Annotated in this window: 15 protein-coding genes; 9 read left to right on the forward strand and 6 right to left on the reverse strand. The window is 40.9% G+C overall.

Going from position 1 to position 17372, the window contains the following annotated elements:
• The first annotated feature begins 12 nt into the window (after window positions 1–12).
• The 4 genes from D7322_RS26925 to D7322_RS26940 all read left to right on the forward strand — a co-directional run bounded on the left by D7322_RS26925 (window position 13) and on the right by D7322_RS26940 (window position 3685).
• On the forward strand, window positions 13–510 hold the full coding sequence (locus D7322_RS26925; RefSeq protein WP_121127268.1) for a cupin domain-containing protein: 498 nt from the start codon (window positions 13–15) through the stop codon (window positions 508–510).
• A gap of 298 nt (window positions 511–808) precedes the next feature.
• Complete coding sequence (locus tag D7322_RS26930) at window positions 809–1543, forward strand: hypothetical protein (RefSeq protein ID WP_121127269.1); 735 nt, start codon at window positions 809–811, stop codon at window positions 1541–1543.
• A 10-nt stretch (window positions 1544–1553) separates the two neighbouring features.
• On the forward strand, window positions 1554–2663 hold the full coding sequence (locus D7322_RS26935; protein WP_121127270.1) for a hypothetical protein: 1110 nt from the start codon (window positions 1554–1556) through the stop codon (window positions 2661–2663).
• A 32-nt stretch (window positions 2664–2695) separates the two neighbouring features.
• Window positions 2696–3685, forward strand: a complete 990-nt coding sequence (locus D7322_RS26940) for a hypothetical protein (protein WP_121127271.1) — start codon at window positions 2696–2698, stop codon at window positions 3683–3685.
• Window positions 3686–3846: 161 nt separating this feature from the next.
• On the opposite strand, the gene D7322_RS26945 is transcribed toward D7322_RS26940, so the two are convergent.
• Entirely contained in the window at window positions 3847–4956 is a 1110-nt protein-coding gene (locus D7322_RS26945; protein ID WP_121127272.1) for a zinc finger domain-containing protein, read from the reverse strand.
• 23 nt (window positions 4957–4979) lie between these two features.
• Window positions 4980–6128 carry an SPFH domain-containing protein gene (locus tag D7322_RS26950; RefSeq protein WP_121127273.1) on the reverse strand — a complete coding sequence of 383 codons (1149 nt, stop codon included), beginning with the start codon at window positions 6126–6128 and terminating at the stop codon, window positions 4980–4982.
• A 167-nt stretch (window positions 6129–6295) separates the two neighbouring features.
• Between D7322_RS26950 and D7322_RS26955 the strand changes: the two genes are divergently transcribed.
• The 3 genes from D7322_RS26955 to D7322_RS26965 all read left to right on the forward strand — a co-directional run bounded on the left by D7322_RS26955 (window position 6296) and on the right by D7322_RS26965 (window position 10891).
• Window positions 6296–8149: a DNA topoisomerase IV subunit B gene (locus tag D7322_RS26955; RefSeq protein ID WP_121127274.1), complete on the forward strand. Its 1854-nt coding sequence runs from the start codon at window positions 6296–6298 to the stop codon at window positions 8147–8149.
• Between the two features lie 36 nt (window positions 8150–8185).
• Window positions 8186–9028, forward strand: a complete 843-nt coding sequence (gene purU, locus D7322_RS26960) for a formyltetrahydrofolate deformylase (RefSeq protein ID WP_121127275.1) — start codon at window positions 8186–8188, stop codon at window positions 9026–9028.
• 84 nt (window positions 9029–9112) lie between these two features.
• Window positions 9113–10891: a hypothetical protein gene (locus D7322_RS26965; RefSeq protein WP_121127276.1), complete on the forward strand. Its 1779-nt coding sequence runs from the start codon at window positions 9113–9115 to the stop codon at window positions 10889–10891.
• A 90-nt stretch (window positions 10892–10981) separates the two neighbouring features.
• On the opposite strand, the gene D7322_RS26970 is transcribed toward D7322_RS26965, so the two are convergent.
• The 3 genes from D7322_RS26970 to D7322_RS26980 form a co-directional block, all read right to left on the reverse strand.
• Window positions 10982–11887 (reverse strand): class I SAM-dependent methyltransferase, encoded by a 906-nt coding sequence (locus D7322_RS26970; protein ID WP_121127277.1) that lies wholly within the window; start codon window positions 11885–11887, stop codon window positions 10982–10984.
• Between the two features lie 183 nt (window positions 11888–12070).
• Window positions 12071–12829 carry an ABC transporter ATP-binding protein gene (locus D7322_RS26975; protein WP_108636691.1) on the reverse strand — a complete coding sequence of 253 codons (759 nt, stop codon included), beginning with the start codon at window positions 12827–12829 and terminating at the stop codon, window positions 12071–12073.
• 9 nt (window positions 12830–12838) lie between these two features.
• Complete coding sequence (locus D7322_RS26980; protein ID WP_121127278.1) at window positions 12839–13573, reverse strand: MlaE family ABC transporter permease; 735 nt, start codon at window positions 13571–13573, stop codon at window positions 12839–12841.
• A gap of 244 nt (window positions 13574–13817) precedes the next feature.
• Here D7322_RS26980 and D7322_RS26985 point away from each other — a divergent pair, with 244 nt between their 5' ends.
• Window positions 13818–14768 (forward strand): LiaI-LiaF-like domain-containing protein, encoded by a 951-nt coding sequence (locus tag D7322_RS26985; protein ID WP_121127279.1) that lies wholly within the window; start codon window positions 13818–13820, stop codon window positions 14766–14768.
• Window positions 14769–14813: 45 nt separating this feature from the next.
• Entirely contained in the window at window positions 14814–16820 is a 2007-nt protein-coding gene (gene ispG / locus D7322_RS26990) for a (E)-4-hydroxy-3-methylbut-2-enyl-diphosphate synthase (RefSeq protein ID WP_183078862.1), read from the forward strand.
• Window positions 16821–16903: 83 nt separating this feature from the next.
• Here ispG and D7322_RS26995 read toward each other — a convergent pair whose 3' ends face one another.
• Entirely contained in the window at window positions 16904–17335 is a 432-nt protein-coding gene (locus D7322_RS26995) for a T9SS type A sorting domain-containing protein (protein WP_121127281.1), read from the reverse strand.
• Window positions 17336–17372 lie beyond the last annotated feature (37 nt).

Here is a 17372-nt window from a genome sequence, read left to right on the forward strand (position 1 = left end):
AAATTTAATAACATGGCTATAGATAAAATCGCATTATTTGAGAAAGTGCAGGAAATGTTGACATCCAAAGGGTTCAACATTGAGAAATCGGATGCAGCACGCCCTTGGGGTGGCTTTTTTGTTATCGACGAGTCACAGGCACAAGAGTTTGCCAATGAGTATTTTGGAGGATTGGATGTTCAGGAATTACGAATTTCGGGAAAATTAAGTCCAAAAATTCTGATCGTTGCGCCAGACAAGAGACTTTCTTGGCAATATCACTACCGTCGTGCCGAAATCTGGCGTGTCATTCAAGGCAACGTAGGTGTCATGGTTTCGGATACAGATGAAGAGTCTGTTGTCTCTACCTTGAAAGAAGGCGAAACGATCAGATTACGTCAGGGACAACGTCACCGTTTGATCGGTTTGGATGGCTTCGGTATTTTGGCTGAAATCTGGCAACATACGGATGCCAACAACCCTTCTGATGAAGACGATATTGTTCGCGTTCAAGACGATTTCGGAAGATAAGAAGCTTCCTCAGTTACTTTTTACAAAGATTTCCAATCCAAGATTGGGAATCTTTGCTTCCCCGCTTTATTTTATCCTTTAGGTAACCCATCCCTCCGTCGCAGCATAGCCGGATCCTGTTTCACACAACTTATTGATCTGATGATCCCCATTTGATAGCTGTACTGGAATTACCTGTAACGGCCTATTCATCCTTTTTGAGCATTAATTAACCTGATGATGATTTCATCCAATAAATTTAGCTACCACAATCCTATTTTTTACTATTTTAGTATACGTAATAATAAAATGTCAAATTATGAGCAACGATGAAAACAAGAAAAGTTCGGGGATATTAAGCAGTCTTAAAAAATTAATTTTCGAAGATGATCAGACAGGTTCCATTCCCCCATCGCCGCCTCCGGTTCCACCTGCTCCGACAAAAGAAAAATTAAGTACCCCCACATATACGTCGGCACAGCCCCCTGTGTCAACCGGAAAAACTCCGCCGCCTATCCCCATAACAGCCAATGATGGATCTACCGATCTCAAAGAAATGAAACTGAAAGTATACGCCATCCTCGAAAAACTCAATGAACAAGGAGTTGATTTTTTTGAAGTCTGGAATGCTGCTGCTGCAATGGGAAAAGTAGAGGAAAATACCTTAAAAGCCGCATATACCTCCCTGAAGTTTGTCGATGGTTCGTTATCGAAGGAAAAACTTGTGGCAACTGGCACAAATTATGCTAATAAGCTTAAAGAAACCATTGCTAAAGAGTCGGAACAAAAAGAAGCTGAAAAGAAAAGGACGGAACAAGACCGAACGATGGAGATTACAAATTTGAACAGTGAAATCAAAGCATTAACGGAAAACATCGCCAAACTGCAGGATGATCTACAGAAAAAGCAAATCGCACTGGGACAAATTAATGAAAAGTACGGACCAAAAATTAAAGAAATCGAACAAAAAATAGCCATAGGCAACGCGGCTGTCGGTGAGGTCATTACCGAAATCAACAGTGCACTACATATGATTAATCAATCAATTACATAACTTTAAATCAATGGAAAAAAAAGACCAATACATTAATATTCCTGCTGAAATAAAGACGCAGCTCCCGATATTTCAAGTTTTAGGAGACCATTTGCCTGCTCAATTAAAATCCCCGGAAGCAAAAAAGACAGTCTCCGCAATTTTCTTTTGGGCACTGATACTGGGGGGGGCATTTGCTTTTTTCAAATACCTTCCCATTATGCTCGAGTACGCAGGAAAGAGTATTTTATTTGTGATCTTCAGCATTATTCTGATCACCTTATTACTTTTAGCACCTAAGATTATTGCCCTACTACATCGTTTGGGTACTGTATTACTTTTCAAAGGCGAAAAATCCATTATCAGAAACAATCCGATAGAGACCTTACAACTGTTATCCCGTGATGCGAAAGACACCCTAAAACGTGTGAAGGAAAAGATCAGTAATGTGGACGGTGTGCGCATCGATATGATTCAAAGTGGTGAAACGGCACAAAAAACTGCCGAAGAAAAGTACACCTATGCAAAAAGGTTTACAGCAGAAGCTGCTAATCTTGACGAAAAATCAAAGGAGGAAGCGAGCAGAAATAATGCGGAAAAAGCTAATGCATACGCAAGAGATGCCAAGGAAACACGTACCAAAGCTTTTCTGCTGGGTAAGGAAGGGGAATCAGAAGAACAAAATGCACGTAGTTATGTACAATATGCCAATCAGTTTGCGAAAGTATTGGAAGTCCTCAAAGACAATGAAAGCGCGGCCCGTATTTATGTAAGTACGCTGGATAGCAGCATCTCCATCATTTCGAAGAAACTAGAAGCGACGCAAAAAATGAAAAATGCGACGGATGGGCTTGCCGATGTGTTTAATATCAAAGATGGCTGGGCTTTTCAGGAAGCGATGAACGCAGCTACAGGTGCTATCAGCCAAAATATTGCATCCATTCGTTCCAACCTAGACTTCTTGGATCAAAACAACAACATCACCGTAGGCGGAGCTCCTTCGCAGGGCGAACTTGAAGAATTTATCCGCAAGGTCGACGAGCGTAACTTAAAAGTTCTCAACGTCACTCAGATGTCCGATGCGAGCTACGAACTCAAACCGGAGGAGAAAGTCGACAAAGGCTTTACATTACTCGATTAATTAATCAAAACAATATCATATTATTCAAAATTATGGAAGAGAAATCGACATGGGCTAGGTTAAGATGGCCTATCAAAGCAATTATTATCGCATTACCTATCCTTGCTATTGGCTATTGGGCGATGCAGTCTGGCAAGTTTGACACTAAACTCGCAGTTAAACCGGACTCAACCAATATCAACGCTACCGGACCTGCAGCTTCAGGACCGGAAAGCACGCGCTCATTCAACTATCAGCCTGAAAAGCCCGTTGACGGCGAGTATAAGGGTGTTGTAGAAGTAGGTGCTTCGGGATTCAATTCCTTTGTCGTCAATATGGATAAAGAAAACCGTTGGGAGATTATCTCCAAAGATTTTGGAAAATCCTTTGCCTATGAGGGATTAGCCACCACAGAAGATATCCGTAAAGGTCTAAAGGATTATATTGGTATGATGCTTGATAAAGGCGTAAAATCCAAAAATATCCACTTTGTGATCAGTTCCGGCGCCCAGAAAGAACCTAAAACAACTGTCATCAGTTCGGAACTTAGAAAAATGGGCTTCGTTGTGAATTTAGTGACAGCCGAACAAGAGGGAAAACTAGCACTTAAATCCGTGCTTCCTAAAGCCTATGAAGAAAATTCTTTTGTTGTGGACATCGGTTCGGGCAACACTAAGATTTCGTGGATTGATGGTGATACCAAATCTGAGGAAGCACCTGGTGCAAAATATTATGAAAAAGATTTAAAGGATGAGGCTGTTTATGCAGAAGTAAAAAAATTAGGTGAGAAAATACCGGCTTCAAAAAGAGAAGTCTGCTTTATCATCGGTGGCGTTCCTTTTGAGTTAGCATCTCAGACACGTCAGGGAGAGGAGCGTTTTACTGTATTGAATGATCCCACTTCTTATAAAGCCGATAAAATAAAAACCAAAAGCGGTGTCAACATTTACAAAGCGCTTAAAGATGCGACCAACTGCGACACCTTTGTATTCGATTGGGACGCAAACTTTACGATCGGCTTCTTGCTTTCTTTAAATAAATAACTATATTTTACGACAATAAAAAAGAGCTGTGCTTTTTGAAGCACAGCTCTTTTTTATTGAAAATATTTGTTTCAATTGATCAGAAAAAAACTTCAGTTTACTTTTCATAGCTGTCGATGCCAGCGAAATCATGGAGTTTTTTTTTGCTTTTGTAAACATCATTACCCCATAAAGCTCAACAGATAGCACACAAGAAGAATTAACAACACCAAGAAAGCGATTTTCCAAAAGCTATAGGGTCTCTGTCCATACACCTTACCATTGAAAGCATTGACCATGATCTGATAACTCTTGCCCTTATACTGATAAGCTGAAAGCCATACGGGCAAGAGTATATATTTCAATCTGATTGACTTAAAATCACTATCGATAAGATCAATATCCTGGGTATCCCCACCAATATCATTTTCGACCTGCCGTTCAATTTCGCGATCCATAATAGCTCGGGCGGTTCGGGCCGCCACAACATGGTCGACACTAAATGTCTCTGCAATAAAACCACTCAGGTACTGTTCGTTAAATGGCTTCAGGTAACTCAAGTTCCATGGGCCAATTTTATCCGAAAACTTTTCGGGAAGCGAGGTCGATCCAGAGATAACGATGTCCCTAAATTGGCTATAAATTGTTCCCGAAGCAGGATACCAGTTCGTGCGGCGCTCCTCATATTCCTCCGTTTCACCGTCAGAATTACGTCGTGTTCGTGTTACATAATAATATTCACCACGTGATCCTTCATAAGAAGAATGCACATCCGAATCGTATGACCAAAATGGGATGTATACGCCTTTCAACCGATCATTCCGCGTATTGAAGATCCGCTTGAAATCATTGGGAGCAAACCAGACTTTGCCTGCCCATTGCGTTAATAAACCAAAGGCTTGCTTATAGTCCACCGAGAAAGGCACAAGTCCATGGGGTTTAACGATACGTTTTTGCTGATGATCAATAACCAACGGTGATGCACAAAAAGCACACACATCTGCTGTAACATGGGGATTCAACCTCGAATTCGCCCCACAGTTGCTACAATGAACGACTTCCGCCAGATAGCTATATCGCTCGTCCGCGACACCTTCCATCACCTTTCCAAAAACTTTATAATCCGTAGCTTCAATCTCCCCACCTTTCGGCATGTTGTCCGCAATTTCATTTTTAGTCCCACAATACGAACATTCCAGGTAGGAAGTTCCGGGTTGATAAGTCAAAACAGCACCGCAACCCTGGCATTTTAACCCCCGCTCTATTTCGGAGGTCTTCTCTTCAAAACTCATACTTGTGATTAGTACTTAGATCTCTAAACTCCAGGAATTGGTGGCGGAGTTTGCGAAAACAAATCCTTTAATTCAACAATTTTATCAGCTTCAGTCCAGTTATCAAGCCCTTCTTTCCAAACTAAAGTTGAAGCCGTGAGTGTACCCTCTCCAAGCAGTCCACGTAATTGTTCCTGACCGAATGGTCCTTCTTGCTTTCCCTTTATTGCCAAGTAATAAGCAACGGCCTTTGGTATCGGTGGCGGAACAACGGCGCCTGTCGCAGCACCCGCCCCAGCCGCAGCCGTAGGATTGTTGCCATCAAAATTATTTTGCTGAAACACATTACCCATCTGCCCAACCATTCCTGCTCCCAAACCAGCACCAAAACCGGCACCAACAATGCCACCACTGCTTGGGTTTTCCGCCGCTTTTTCCATGGAATTAGCAGCTTGAAACTGTGCATAAGCACCAAGGTTTCCTACCACCCCCATACTGCTTCGTTTATCCAGTGCTTTTTCGACCTCCTCTGGAAATGAGATATTTTCGATCAAAAATTTGGTCAGGCTCAATCCGATCTCTTCAAAGTCGCCGCTTATTTTTTGTTGGATTAATACCGAAACTTCATCGTAGTTCGACGCTAGATCCAGCGCTGGGATTTTTGATTCCGCAATGGCATCCATGCCTCTGGAAACGGCTATATTACGCAATTGCTCCGTAATATCATCTACGGTGAATACCGGAGTCGTCGCAACCAGCTGCTTCATAAAAACAGCGATATCTTTTACCTGAAAGGAAAAATTTCCAAAGGCCCGAAGTCGTATCGGCCCAAATTCTGGATCACGTAACATGATCGGATTTTTTGTTCCCCAACGTTGATTAACAAACTGCCGTAGGTTGACAAAATAAACATCAGCCTTAAACGGACTGTTAAAACCGTACTTCCATCCGCTGATGGTTGTCATAATTGGCATGTTCTGCGTTGTCAATTCATATCTGCCGGGTTGAAATACATCGGCCACAACGCCCTCATTCATAAATACAGCGGCTTGCCCCTCCCGTACGGTAAGTTGAGCCCCCATCTTAATTTCATTCTGATACCGCGGAAATTTCCACACAATCGTATCCGTACTATTATCGACCCACTCGATAATATCTATAAATTCATTTCTGATTTTATCAAATAACCCCATAAATTTTTCTCTTTACAATTACTTACACTAAATGTAAACATTTCCTTGGAAACCGCCAATTTTACCTTTCTTATCGGAAACCATAGATATCTAAAAAATTTAGTCTTTTATACTACATATCGTGGTTTATTTTTTATACTTTTGTTAGCTAAGTTCTACATAAATTTATGAGTACATATAACGAAGACAGTATTAGGTCCCTGGATTGGAAAGAGCATATCCGCCTTCGTCCGGGAATGTACATAGGAAAGTTAGGGGACGGTTCGGCCTACGATGATGGCATCTATGTTTTATTGAAAGAAGTTGTCGACAATTCTATTGATGAGTTTGTGATGGGCGCCGGTAAAACCATTGATATCACCGTAAACGAAAACAAAGTTTCAGTACGCGATTATGGCCGGGGAATTCCAATTGGATCTGTCGTAGATGTAGTTTCCAAAATCAATACCGGTGGTAAATATGACAGCAAGGCCTTTCAAAAATCTGTTGGATTAAATGGCGTGGGTACAAAAGCAGTAAATGCTTTATCCAGCCAGTTTACGGTACAGTCATACCGCCAAAATATAACACGTATTGCGCAGTTTTCCAAAGGAGAATTGGTGAATGACGAGCAGAAAGATACCACACAACGCAACGGTACATCAGTAACATTCTATCCAGATGATTCTATTTTCAGAAATTACAAATACCGTCCGGAATTTGTAGAGAATATGATCTGGAACTATGTTTTTCTAAACTCAGGCCTTACCATTAATTTTAATGGACAGAAGTTTATTTCTGAAAATGGATTAAAAGACTTATTAGAAAGAAATATAGATTCCGAATCCATGCGCTATCCAATCATTCACTTACGTGGTGATGATATTGAGATCGCAATGACCCACGGTCAACAATATGGAGAAGAATACTATTCTTTTGTAAACGGTCAGCATACGACACAGGGCGGAACACACCAAGCAGCCTTCCGTGAAGCAATTGTCAGAACAATACGCGAATTCTACAAAAAAGAATTTGACGCATCAGATATTCGGTCCTCGATTATTGGCGCCATTGCCATCAAAGTACAGGAACCGGTTTTCGAATCCCAAACAAAAACAAAATTAGGCTCTCAGAGTGTCGGTCCGGAAGGCCCTACTGTAAGAGGCTTCATCAATGACTTTGTCAAAAAAGCATTGGATGACTATCTTCATAAAAATCCAAGTACGGCAGATGCACTGCAAAAACGTATTCTTCAATCTGAAAGGGAGCGTAAAGATATTGCAGGGATCAAAAAACTGGCCAATGAAAGAGCAAAAAAAGCATCTTTACACAACCGCAAATTGCGCGACTGTAAAGTCCACTTCAGTGATAAAAACGAGCGCAACCAAGAGACTACACTTTTTATAACAGAGGGAGATTCCGCATCAGGTTCAATTACCAAGTCACGTGATGTACAGACACAAGCGGTTTTTAGTTTAAAAGGGAAACCATTGAACTCATATGGCATGTCCAAAAAAATTGTGTATGAAAATGAAGAGTTCAATCTCTTGCAACATGCGCTCAATATCGAAGATGGACTAGATGGATTACGGTACAACAATATTGTTATCGCTACTGATGCCGACGTCGATGGAATGCACATTCGTCTCTTGTTATTGACATTTTTCCTACAGTTTTTTCCGGATTTGGTCAAAGCAGGTCATGTATCTATCCTCCAAACACCATTATTCCGGGTTCGGAACAAAAAGGAAACGATCTATTGTTACTCCGATGAAGAACGTCAAAAAGCAATTGCGAAACTAGGAGCCAAACCTGAGATCACCCGGTTTAAAGGTTTAGGTGAAATATCGCCTTCCGAGTTTGGCCTATTCATCGGAAAAGACATCCGTCTTGACCCGGTTATTTTATCAAAAGACAATAAGATTCAACAATTATTAGAATACTACATGGGCAAAAACACACCGGACCGACAAAAACATATCGTCGAGAATTTGCGTGTAGAAGTAGACCTTGAAGAAGAACTGACAAAAAAAGCGGGTTAATTAACCCGCTTTTTTGCAACCTACGACCTATATTTCATGCACAATCAAACCTTAATTCTGATCCAATGTCAAGATGCCGTTGGATTGGTAGCCAATATTTCCAACACATTGGCCAAATATCAGCTTAATATCATTACCATGCGTGAGTATGTTGATGAAGAAGCAAATAAATTTTTTGTCCGTGTCGTCTGTAACGGTTTATTTCCTAACCAGACACAGCTTGCCAATTCACTGGCCGAAGTGCTTCCACCTTCCGCGCAGATCCAGGTAAACCCCAGCAATCGGAAAAAAATTATTGTCCTTGTCACTAAAGAACATCACTGTCTGGCAGATATTCTGGTTCGGCAACATTTCGAAACCTGGGGAGCAGAAGTACAGGCGGTCATTGGTAATTATGATACCTTACGTTCATTTACGGATAAATTTGATATTCCATTCCATTGTATCTCGCATGAAGGCTTATCAAAAGAAGATTTTGAAACACAATTGATCGCGCAAATCAAAAATTACAATTTTGATTATATCATTCTGGCAAAATTTATGCGCATCCTCTCCTCCTTTTTCGTGGCTACATTCGAAAATAGGTTGATCAATATCCATCACTCATTTCTTCCTGCATTCATTGGAGCAAACCCTTACAAACAAGCGCATTCCCGAGGAGTAAAGATTATTGGCGCTACCGCACATTTCGTCACCGACCAGCTTGATGAAGGTCCTATCATCGTCCAGGATATACGCCATGTCAATCATACTTATACCGTTAAAGATATGGTAACTGCCGGTAAAGAAATTGAAAAAGCAGTTTTAAGCAGAGCAATACGCCTATTGAGCGAAGACCGTGTAATGCTCAACGACTATAAAACCATTGTGTTTGAATAGTGATCACAATCACCGCTGTAGACGTGTAGTCATTATTTTTTTTTCGCGTTATTCTTGATTATTTCGTAAAAGAACTATTTAAGAATGACGCACACTTTCCATATCCCGGTATTGGGGCTAGCCTTTTCAATAGACTCGGCAATCAAGGTTGCACAATACGGGATTTCTTCCGTAATGTCCATTGTTGACGACGAGCTCATCGAGCGCATGCGCCGCTATTACTGCGGGCAATATCAAATTCCTTATCATCCGATCTGCACAACGGAAGAAGACTTCCGTGCAAATAGAATCACCGCCTATCTCGATCTCGTACAGCAGGTGGTCAATAGGCAGATAAACTCCCTGAAACATCAATCCTTTACTGAAAATTCGGAACTGACCAAATACTTCCAGCTTTTACCGGATTCCCATCCCTCAAAACCGATCTATCACGCGATGGAAATTGAAACAAATCGCGCGATCAAAACAGCGCTTCAAGATCTGTTGATCAATTATCTGAAACCCGGAGACATCAATGTTAATATTATGTCCAAAGTGGACAAAATAAATTATAAGAATGGCGTTCCTTTAGCCCAGCACTACTCGGATGCTTTAGCCGCCTTACGCGGGTTCGCTAATTCCACATTACACTCTTCAGTCATTCTCTCCGCAGGAATGAACCCGCATTTATATGCCTATCTTGCTGAATTACCGGCATTCTTCCCAAATGCTGACAGCAGTTTTAACAAGAAGGTCGTTTTAAAAGTCAGCGATTTTAGATCATCCCTTATCCAGGCAAAATATCTCGCAAAAAGAGGAGTCTGGGTTTCTGAGTTCCGGGTAGAGTCTGGATTAAATTGCGGTGGACATGCTTTTGCAACAGATGGTTTTCTATTGGGTCCCATTTTGGAAGAGTTCAAGACAAAAAAACAAAGTTTACAAGCGGAGCTCTTCACAATTTATCAGGACTATTGGCTAGGACATGGCTTACAGTTGACCGATTCACCCCAGGTCAAATATACCGTACAAGGCGGAATAGGCACCGCCATCGAACATCAATTTCTATTGAATTACTATGAATTTGATGCTGTGGGTTGGGGCTCGCCATTTTTAATGGTTCCGGAAGCTACAACTGTGGACAATGAAACGTTGAAAGCACTGGCAGAAGCTGAGCAAACCGACTTCTACTGTAGCGGAGCTTCACCTTTAGGTGTACCGTTTAATAATTTTAGAACCAGCAGCGCCGAAAAGTTACGGTTAGAACGTATCCAAAAAGGAAGGCCCGGAAGCCCTTGTAAAAAAGAATATCTAATCGCCAATCGGGAATTTGGAGAAAAGCCGATTTGTACCGCATCACGTGCATATCAACACCAAAAAATCCTGGAACTGCAGAACCAGCAACTTACGGCTGAAGAATACAACAAGGCATTCGATACCATCACCGAAAAAAACTGCCTCTGTGAAGGACTGGCTGCTCCCGCTTATCTCAAATACAATATCCAACAAAATAAGGAGCAGATGGCTGTCTCCATTTGTCCGGGGCCAAATCTGTACTGGTTCAAAAAACAATATTCTTTAAAACAGATGATTGATCATATTTACGGCCGCGTGTCGATACTAGAAAATTCAGACCGGCAATTTGTGCTGATCAATGAATTAAACCTCTATATCGATCATATCCAAAAATATATCAGCGACAATAAAGATAAACTCAATGACAAAAAAATAAATTATATTGCCAAATTCAAAGCACAATTACAGGCCGGAATAGATTACTATCATAAACTACAAGATCAGCTCTCGTATCTTCCTAAAAGCACCCTGGAAGCTATACCCTTACAGCTGGAGCTTGCAACCACCCGTTTAAAAGCCCTTCAGATATAGGTCGTATTGGGACTAAAATAAACGCGGCAGGTCCACAGGACTGCCGCGTTTATTGCACGGTAAATATTCCTGTTGAATAAACAGGAATATTTACCGTGCAATTTTACGAAATTTCCCAAAAACTCCCAGTGGAAGTTTTGGCCCTGCAGTAGCTTGCAGAAAAAGCTCGCCAATTTCTAAATTTTCTACTTTCGGAAAGGCAGTTTTTATTAAATTTTCCACAATGACCGAAGAAAAACCCAATGAATAAGTATTTAAGATCAGGAAATGCTCTTTGGGATCCAACAATTGAACCACCTCTGTCATCATCTCCATAATATGGTCTTCGAGCTTCCATTTTTCTCCTTTTGGTCCATGTCCGTATGCTGGTGGATCCAAAATAATACCATTATACGTATTTCCCCTTTTTAGCTCGCGCTTGACAAACTTCAATGCATCCTCAACTACCCAACGGATATTATCCAGGTTGGAAATCTCCATGTTTTCATTCGCCCAAGTGACCACTTGCTTAATAGAGTCGACATGTGTTGTGTCTGCTCCCGCGGCCTTCGCTATTAATGAAGCTCCCCCCGTATATGCAAAAAGATTTAAAACTTTGGGTTTCTCGGCCTTAAAAGAACGGACAGATTCCGAAATATAATCCCAATTGACAGCCTGTTCGGGAAATATCCCAACGTGCTTAAACGAGGTCAATCCCAATCTGAATTTGATAGCGACATCATCGTTTTTATATTGGATATGCCAACGGTCCTGGATTTTTGGATTTTTTTTCAACCACTCTCCGGTAGTAGCCGAACGTCCCTTGAATTTGATATGATAACGTTTGTTCCATTCTGCATCGCTCAAAGCCTTGGGCCACACAGCCTGTGGCTCCGGCCTAATTAATATCAGATCGCCAAAGCGTTCTAATTTCTCAAAATCACCACAGTCAATAAGCTCATAGTCTTTCCAATGTTGTGGGGTCAATAGTTGTATATTCGTTGTTGCCAAAATCAAAATTTTCCGACAAAACTAAGCTAAATTTCCCTTATATTGAAATTTAGCTTCCGCCCATCCGCTTTGGAAATGGAAATTCCTCACATCAAAACAGCAGAAAAATCCATGTAATCCAGGATCTTCAATATAGGCCAAAACACGGGAAATCTATGATAAATGTAAATATATTCATTATCTCACCGTTTATTGCCCCATAGAAGCTTTGGCACTTTTCATCAATGGGCTTGCAAATACAAAATTATTTAATTCCTCCACATCGGATCGCATCATATCTTTATTGGATCCCTCCCAAAATTTTTGCCCTTGATATAAAAATAGAATATACTCACCGATCCCCATAACAGAGTTCATGTCGTGGGTGACGACGACTGTTGTGCACTTCAGTTCCTGGGTAATTTTAAGCACTAATTCATCAATTACAATAGAGGTCTCCGGATCCAAACCTGAATTTGGTTCATCGCAAAAAAGATATTTGGGATTCATACTGATCGCACGCGCGATACCAACGCGTTTTTTCATTCCTCCAGATAGTTCAGCGGGGAATAACTTGTTCCTTCCCTCCAGGTTAACCTGTTCCAAACAATGGTTTGCGCGGTCTAATTTTTCGGCTTTAGACATATCTGTGAACATATCCAAGGAGAACATAATGTTTTGCTCCACCGTCATTGAATCAAACAGGGCTGAATTCTGAAATAACATTCCGATTTCTTTCCGGATCGGTACGCGTTCTTCAAAATTCATTCTGGTGAAATCACTATTGTCAAACAGTACCTTACCCTTTTCGGGGTGATGCAATCCAACGATACATTTTAATAAGGTACTTTTTCCCGAACCGGATCCACCAATGATCAAACTTACTTTTCCGGGTTCGAAATTTGCACTTATTCCTTTTAAAACATGGTTCTCACCAAAAGACTTGTTAATATTTTCAATTTCAATCATAAGATCTTTTTAAAGCATTAATGCTGTAATTACATAATCTGCTGCCAGAATGGTAATACAGCCGACCACAACAGCTTCGGTACTCGCTTGTCCTACCTCGAGCGCTCCACCTTTCACTTTATATCCCTTATACGCCGATACTGAGGTAATGATAAAACCGAACACAACAGCTTTTACGAGCGCTACAGTGACTGTAAAGCCATTAAAATTGTCTTGAATACCTAAAATATAATCTGCAGGTGTCACAGCCCCGGATAGTGAGCCCCCTAGTAGCCCTCCCACTAAAGCACAAACGATGGCGATAATAACCAACATGGGAATCATCGTCACGCCGGCCAATATTTTAGGTAATATGAGATAGCCGGGGGCATTGATCCCCATGATCTCTAAGGCATCAATCTGCTCCGTTACGCGCATAGAACCAATTTGAGAAGAAATTGATGAGCCTATTTTCCCCATTAATACCAATCCCGAAATTGTAGGTCCCAACTCTAAAATATTTGAATCCCTATTGATAGAACCTATAATCGAATTGGGAATAAGGTCTGAAACCATCTGAAAAGCAATCTGCATGGTCATTACCGCTCCAATAAAAGTTGAAATGATCACAATAAGCCCCAAAGATCCTATTCCAATATCGGTCATGGTCAGTATGGTCTCCTTCCAATAGATACGTCCTTTCTCTGGTTTTTTAAAGACCGCCTTAAGCAGTATAAGATATGCACCAATGTGATGAAAAATCATATTATCAATTTAAATTCTGTATATTACAGCCACCAAATTTTAAGTTTGGCCCGCGTATCCATTAAAGGTAATTAATTCCGTCAAATATATAAACAAGCGAAAACCTAAAAAGTAGGAGAAAAACAAAATTACTTACCGACCATTTCGTCACATTTACCGAATTTTTATGTATAATAGCCTAATCTTTCATACAGTGTCCAATAAAGCGATTTACTTTTGGGGTATATAACAAACGGAATTAATCATGAACACACAACGTATAACAACTGGAATTACAATTCTTTTCATAGGTATTGTCTTATTATTATCCCAACTGAATAGCATATCCTTCAATTGGGTTGGAATTTTCCGATATTGGCCCTTATTCATTGTCCTCGCAGGAATTCGTATGTTGGTCCCTAAAGATCAACAGATAGGACAGTTTATTGCTATCGGTGCCACAGTAGTCATCTTGGGGTTCCTTACTTATATCGGTTTATCTACCCCAAAAGAGCCCCTATTAACGCAATTGCTAAAAAGTAAAACACTTGGTGTCAGAAATACTGACGACCCCAATGATAAAACGAGCTATTCAACGGAAAAACTGACTGTGCCGTTGGATAATAAAATCCAAAGCGCAACTTTAAATATAGATTTGGGAGCCACATCATTAAAAAACGACAGCTCAACAACTTCTGCAATATTCACCGCTTATAACAGCTCTAGTGAATATCTTTTGGGTATAACCACGCGTGGGGAATCCAGCGAAAAACTGAATATCAATCTTAAAGGTAAATTTAAAGACAAAGATTTTAACAGTAAAAACAACAATACGCATATTGCGCTCAATCCAAATATTGTATGGAAGCTGAACTTTGATATCGGGGCAATTGATGCCAATTTGGATCTTTCAGCTTATAAGATTGAGCTATTGGATATTGACGCCGGTGCAACAAGTCTAAAACTCAAACTTGGTCAACCTTTAGCGACAAGCAAGATCGCTCTGGACGCCGGGGCCTCCTCCATCGAAATCGCAATTCCTAAAAATGCAGCATGCCGTATCACAAGTGATAATGCATTATCGTCCACAGATTATGAGGGTGATTTCTTAAAAACTGAGGGCTTAGTCAAATCCACTAATTACGACACTGCAACACAAAAGTTTGATTTTGATATTAATGGTGGAATTACATCGATAAAAATTAGAAGATATTAATTGACAACGAATTTTTAGTCAATAAAAGCTAACTTTGTGTTATATATGAACACAAGTAATATGTTGAGTTTGCCAGGAATCTATTGTAATTCCAAGGTAGAATATTCGAGATGGAAAACGAGGGAAATTCAGATCGGCGACGTCCCTATGGGCGGAGACAACCCGATTCGTATTCAAAGTATGACTACTGTGGATACGATGGATACCCTAGGCTCAGTCGAACAGACCATTCGAATGGTAGAAGCGGGCTGTGAATATGTTCGTATCACGGCCCCAAGCATAAAAGAAGCTCAGAATCTAGCAAATATAAAAAACGAACTCCGGAAAAGAGGTTATCAGGTCCCCTTGGTGGCAGATATACATTTTACTCCAAATGCTGCTGAAGTTGCAGCCCGGATTGTCGAGAAAGTCCGGATTAATCCCGGTAATTATGCGGATAAGAAGAAGTTTGACCAGCTTTCCTATACTGCGGATGAATATAAGTTAGAACTGGAACGCATCTATACAAAGTTTGCTCCTTTAGTTAAGATCTGCAAAGAGCATGGTACTGCCATGCGCATTGGTACAAACCATGGTTCACTTTCAGATCGGATTATGAGCCACTATGGAGATACCCCTGAAGGAATGGTCGAATCTGCGATGGAATTTATCCGCATGTGTGAAGATCTTAGTTTCCATAATCTCTGTATTTCAATGAAATCCTCAAACCCACAGGTGATGGTCAAAGCCTACCGTTTGCTGGTTGAAAAGATGGTTGCTGAAAACATGAACTATCCTTTACACCTTGGTGTAACCGAGGCAGGCGATGGAGAAGATGGCCGTGTAAAATCCGCAGTAGGGATAGGTACACTACTGGAAGACGGACTTGGGGATACGGTAAGAGTTTCCCTGACCGAGGAGCCTGAACGTGAAGCTCCCGTAGCAATCGCATTGGTTAATAGGTATAGCAAACGAAGAGCTACCTTAAACAGTCAATCAAAAGAAGAAATCGTACAACTCTCCCCAGATAGCCCGGCTATCCCCTATCAGAGTCAAGAGGTCAATACCTTCGTTGGTGGGTCACTAGTTCCCCGGATTGTGACAGATATTTCAAATGAGAATCTCAAGGATGCGCAAATTCTGACAAAAGTCGGTTACCGCTATGATATCCTTTTGGATAAATATCATATGGGCGAACAATCCGTAGATTTTGTCTATCTAGGAGACCATTTGCCTTCCTTTAATATGCCTGCCAATTTAAAACAGGTATACAACTTTACGACATGGTCGAAACTTCAGGACAAAACAAATATCCATCCGCTCTATACATTGGAAGAATTTGTCCAAACGGACAATAAGGATCGCGTTTTGAACATGGTAAAAATAAATAATACGGATTTAACGAGCCCACTATTTGAGACATTTCCTTTGGACAAGACAGTCGTATTTATCTTAGAAACGGATCGTACGCATGGAATGGCTGATCAACGTCAATTTTTCCGGAATCTACAAGAGATCAGCATTGACAATCCTGTCATTATCAAAAGATCGTATCGTCGAGAGGATTTCTCAGGATCTATGGGCGAGTTTATGAATCCAGAAGAACCTATCTCAAAAATCCAGTTATATGCTGCCACAGACATGGGGGCTTTATTAATTGATGGCCTAGGTTCGGGCATATGGATTGATTCTCCGGCCACACCATTGGAAAATATAGCATCGCTTTCGTTTGGTATATTACAGGCAACCCGTTCAAGAATATCAAAAACAGAATATATTTCTTGCCCAAGCTGCGGAAGGACCCTGTTCGATCTTCAGGAGACCACGCAAATGATTCGGAGCCGTACCAATCACCTCAAAGGCTTGAAAATTGGCATTATGGGCTGTATCGTGAATGGCCCAGGTGAAATGGCTGATGCAGACTATGGTTACGTGGGCGCGGGCCCCGATAAGGTAACTCTTTACAGAGGCCAGCAAGTCGTCAAGAAGAACGTAAGTTCCGCGCATGCATTGGACGAATTGATCAAGATCATTAAAGATGATGGGCGCTGGATTGATGAGGTTCAAGAATAAGCAAAAACCAAGGGGGATCAAATGATCCCCCTTGGTTTTTTATTTTAATAATGTCTATTTATCAATCGAATTTTTTCCACGGATTAACGGACAGAAAATCTCTTGACCACTGTCTCTGATCCGGCAACTACACGCACAAAATAAAATCCAGTTGTCAATTTGCCCCCATGTTCGAACGAAAGATTTTGAATACCAGCATCCAGATTTCCATTCATCAACTGTAGAATCTCGTTTCCTAGCGCATCCATAACTTTAATGGACACACTAGATGATTTTGCTAATTTAAATGAAAGATTGACCTGTTCGGCGATAGGATTATAAAATACCTTAACGTTATTAATCAGTTTCTCCGTATCCTTGATTGTGTTATCACCAAATTCTTCATTACCGCTCCCAGTAGTCTGCAGATAAATATGGCCATCAGGAGACTTTGCATACACCCGAGCTACCCCGCTGCACAAAATCAGTGCGGTAATAAGTGTTAAATAAGCTGCTTTAAGTAGATTTCTCCCCATAGTGTTAAATTAGACTTCAAATATTGGTTACGGTTTA

Source organism: Sphingobacterium puteale, assembly GCF_003627955.1.
In the GTDB taxonomy this organism is placed as follows: Bacteria; Bacteroidota; Bacteroidia; order Sphingobacteriales; family Sphingobacteriaceae; genus Sphingobacterium; species Sphingobacterium puteale.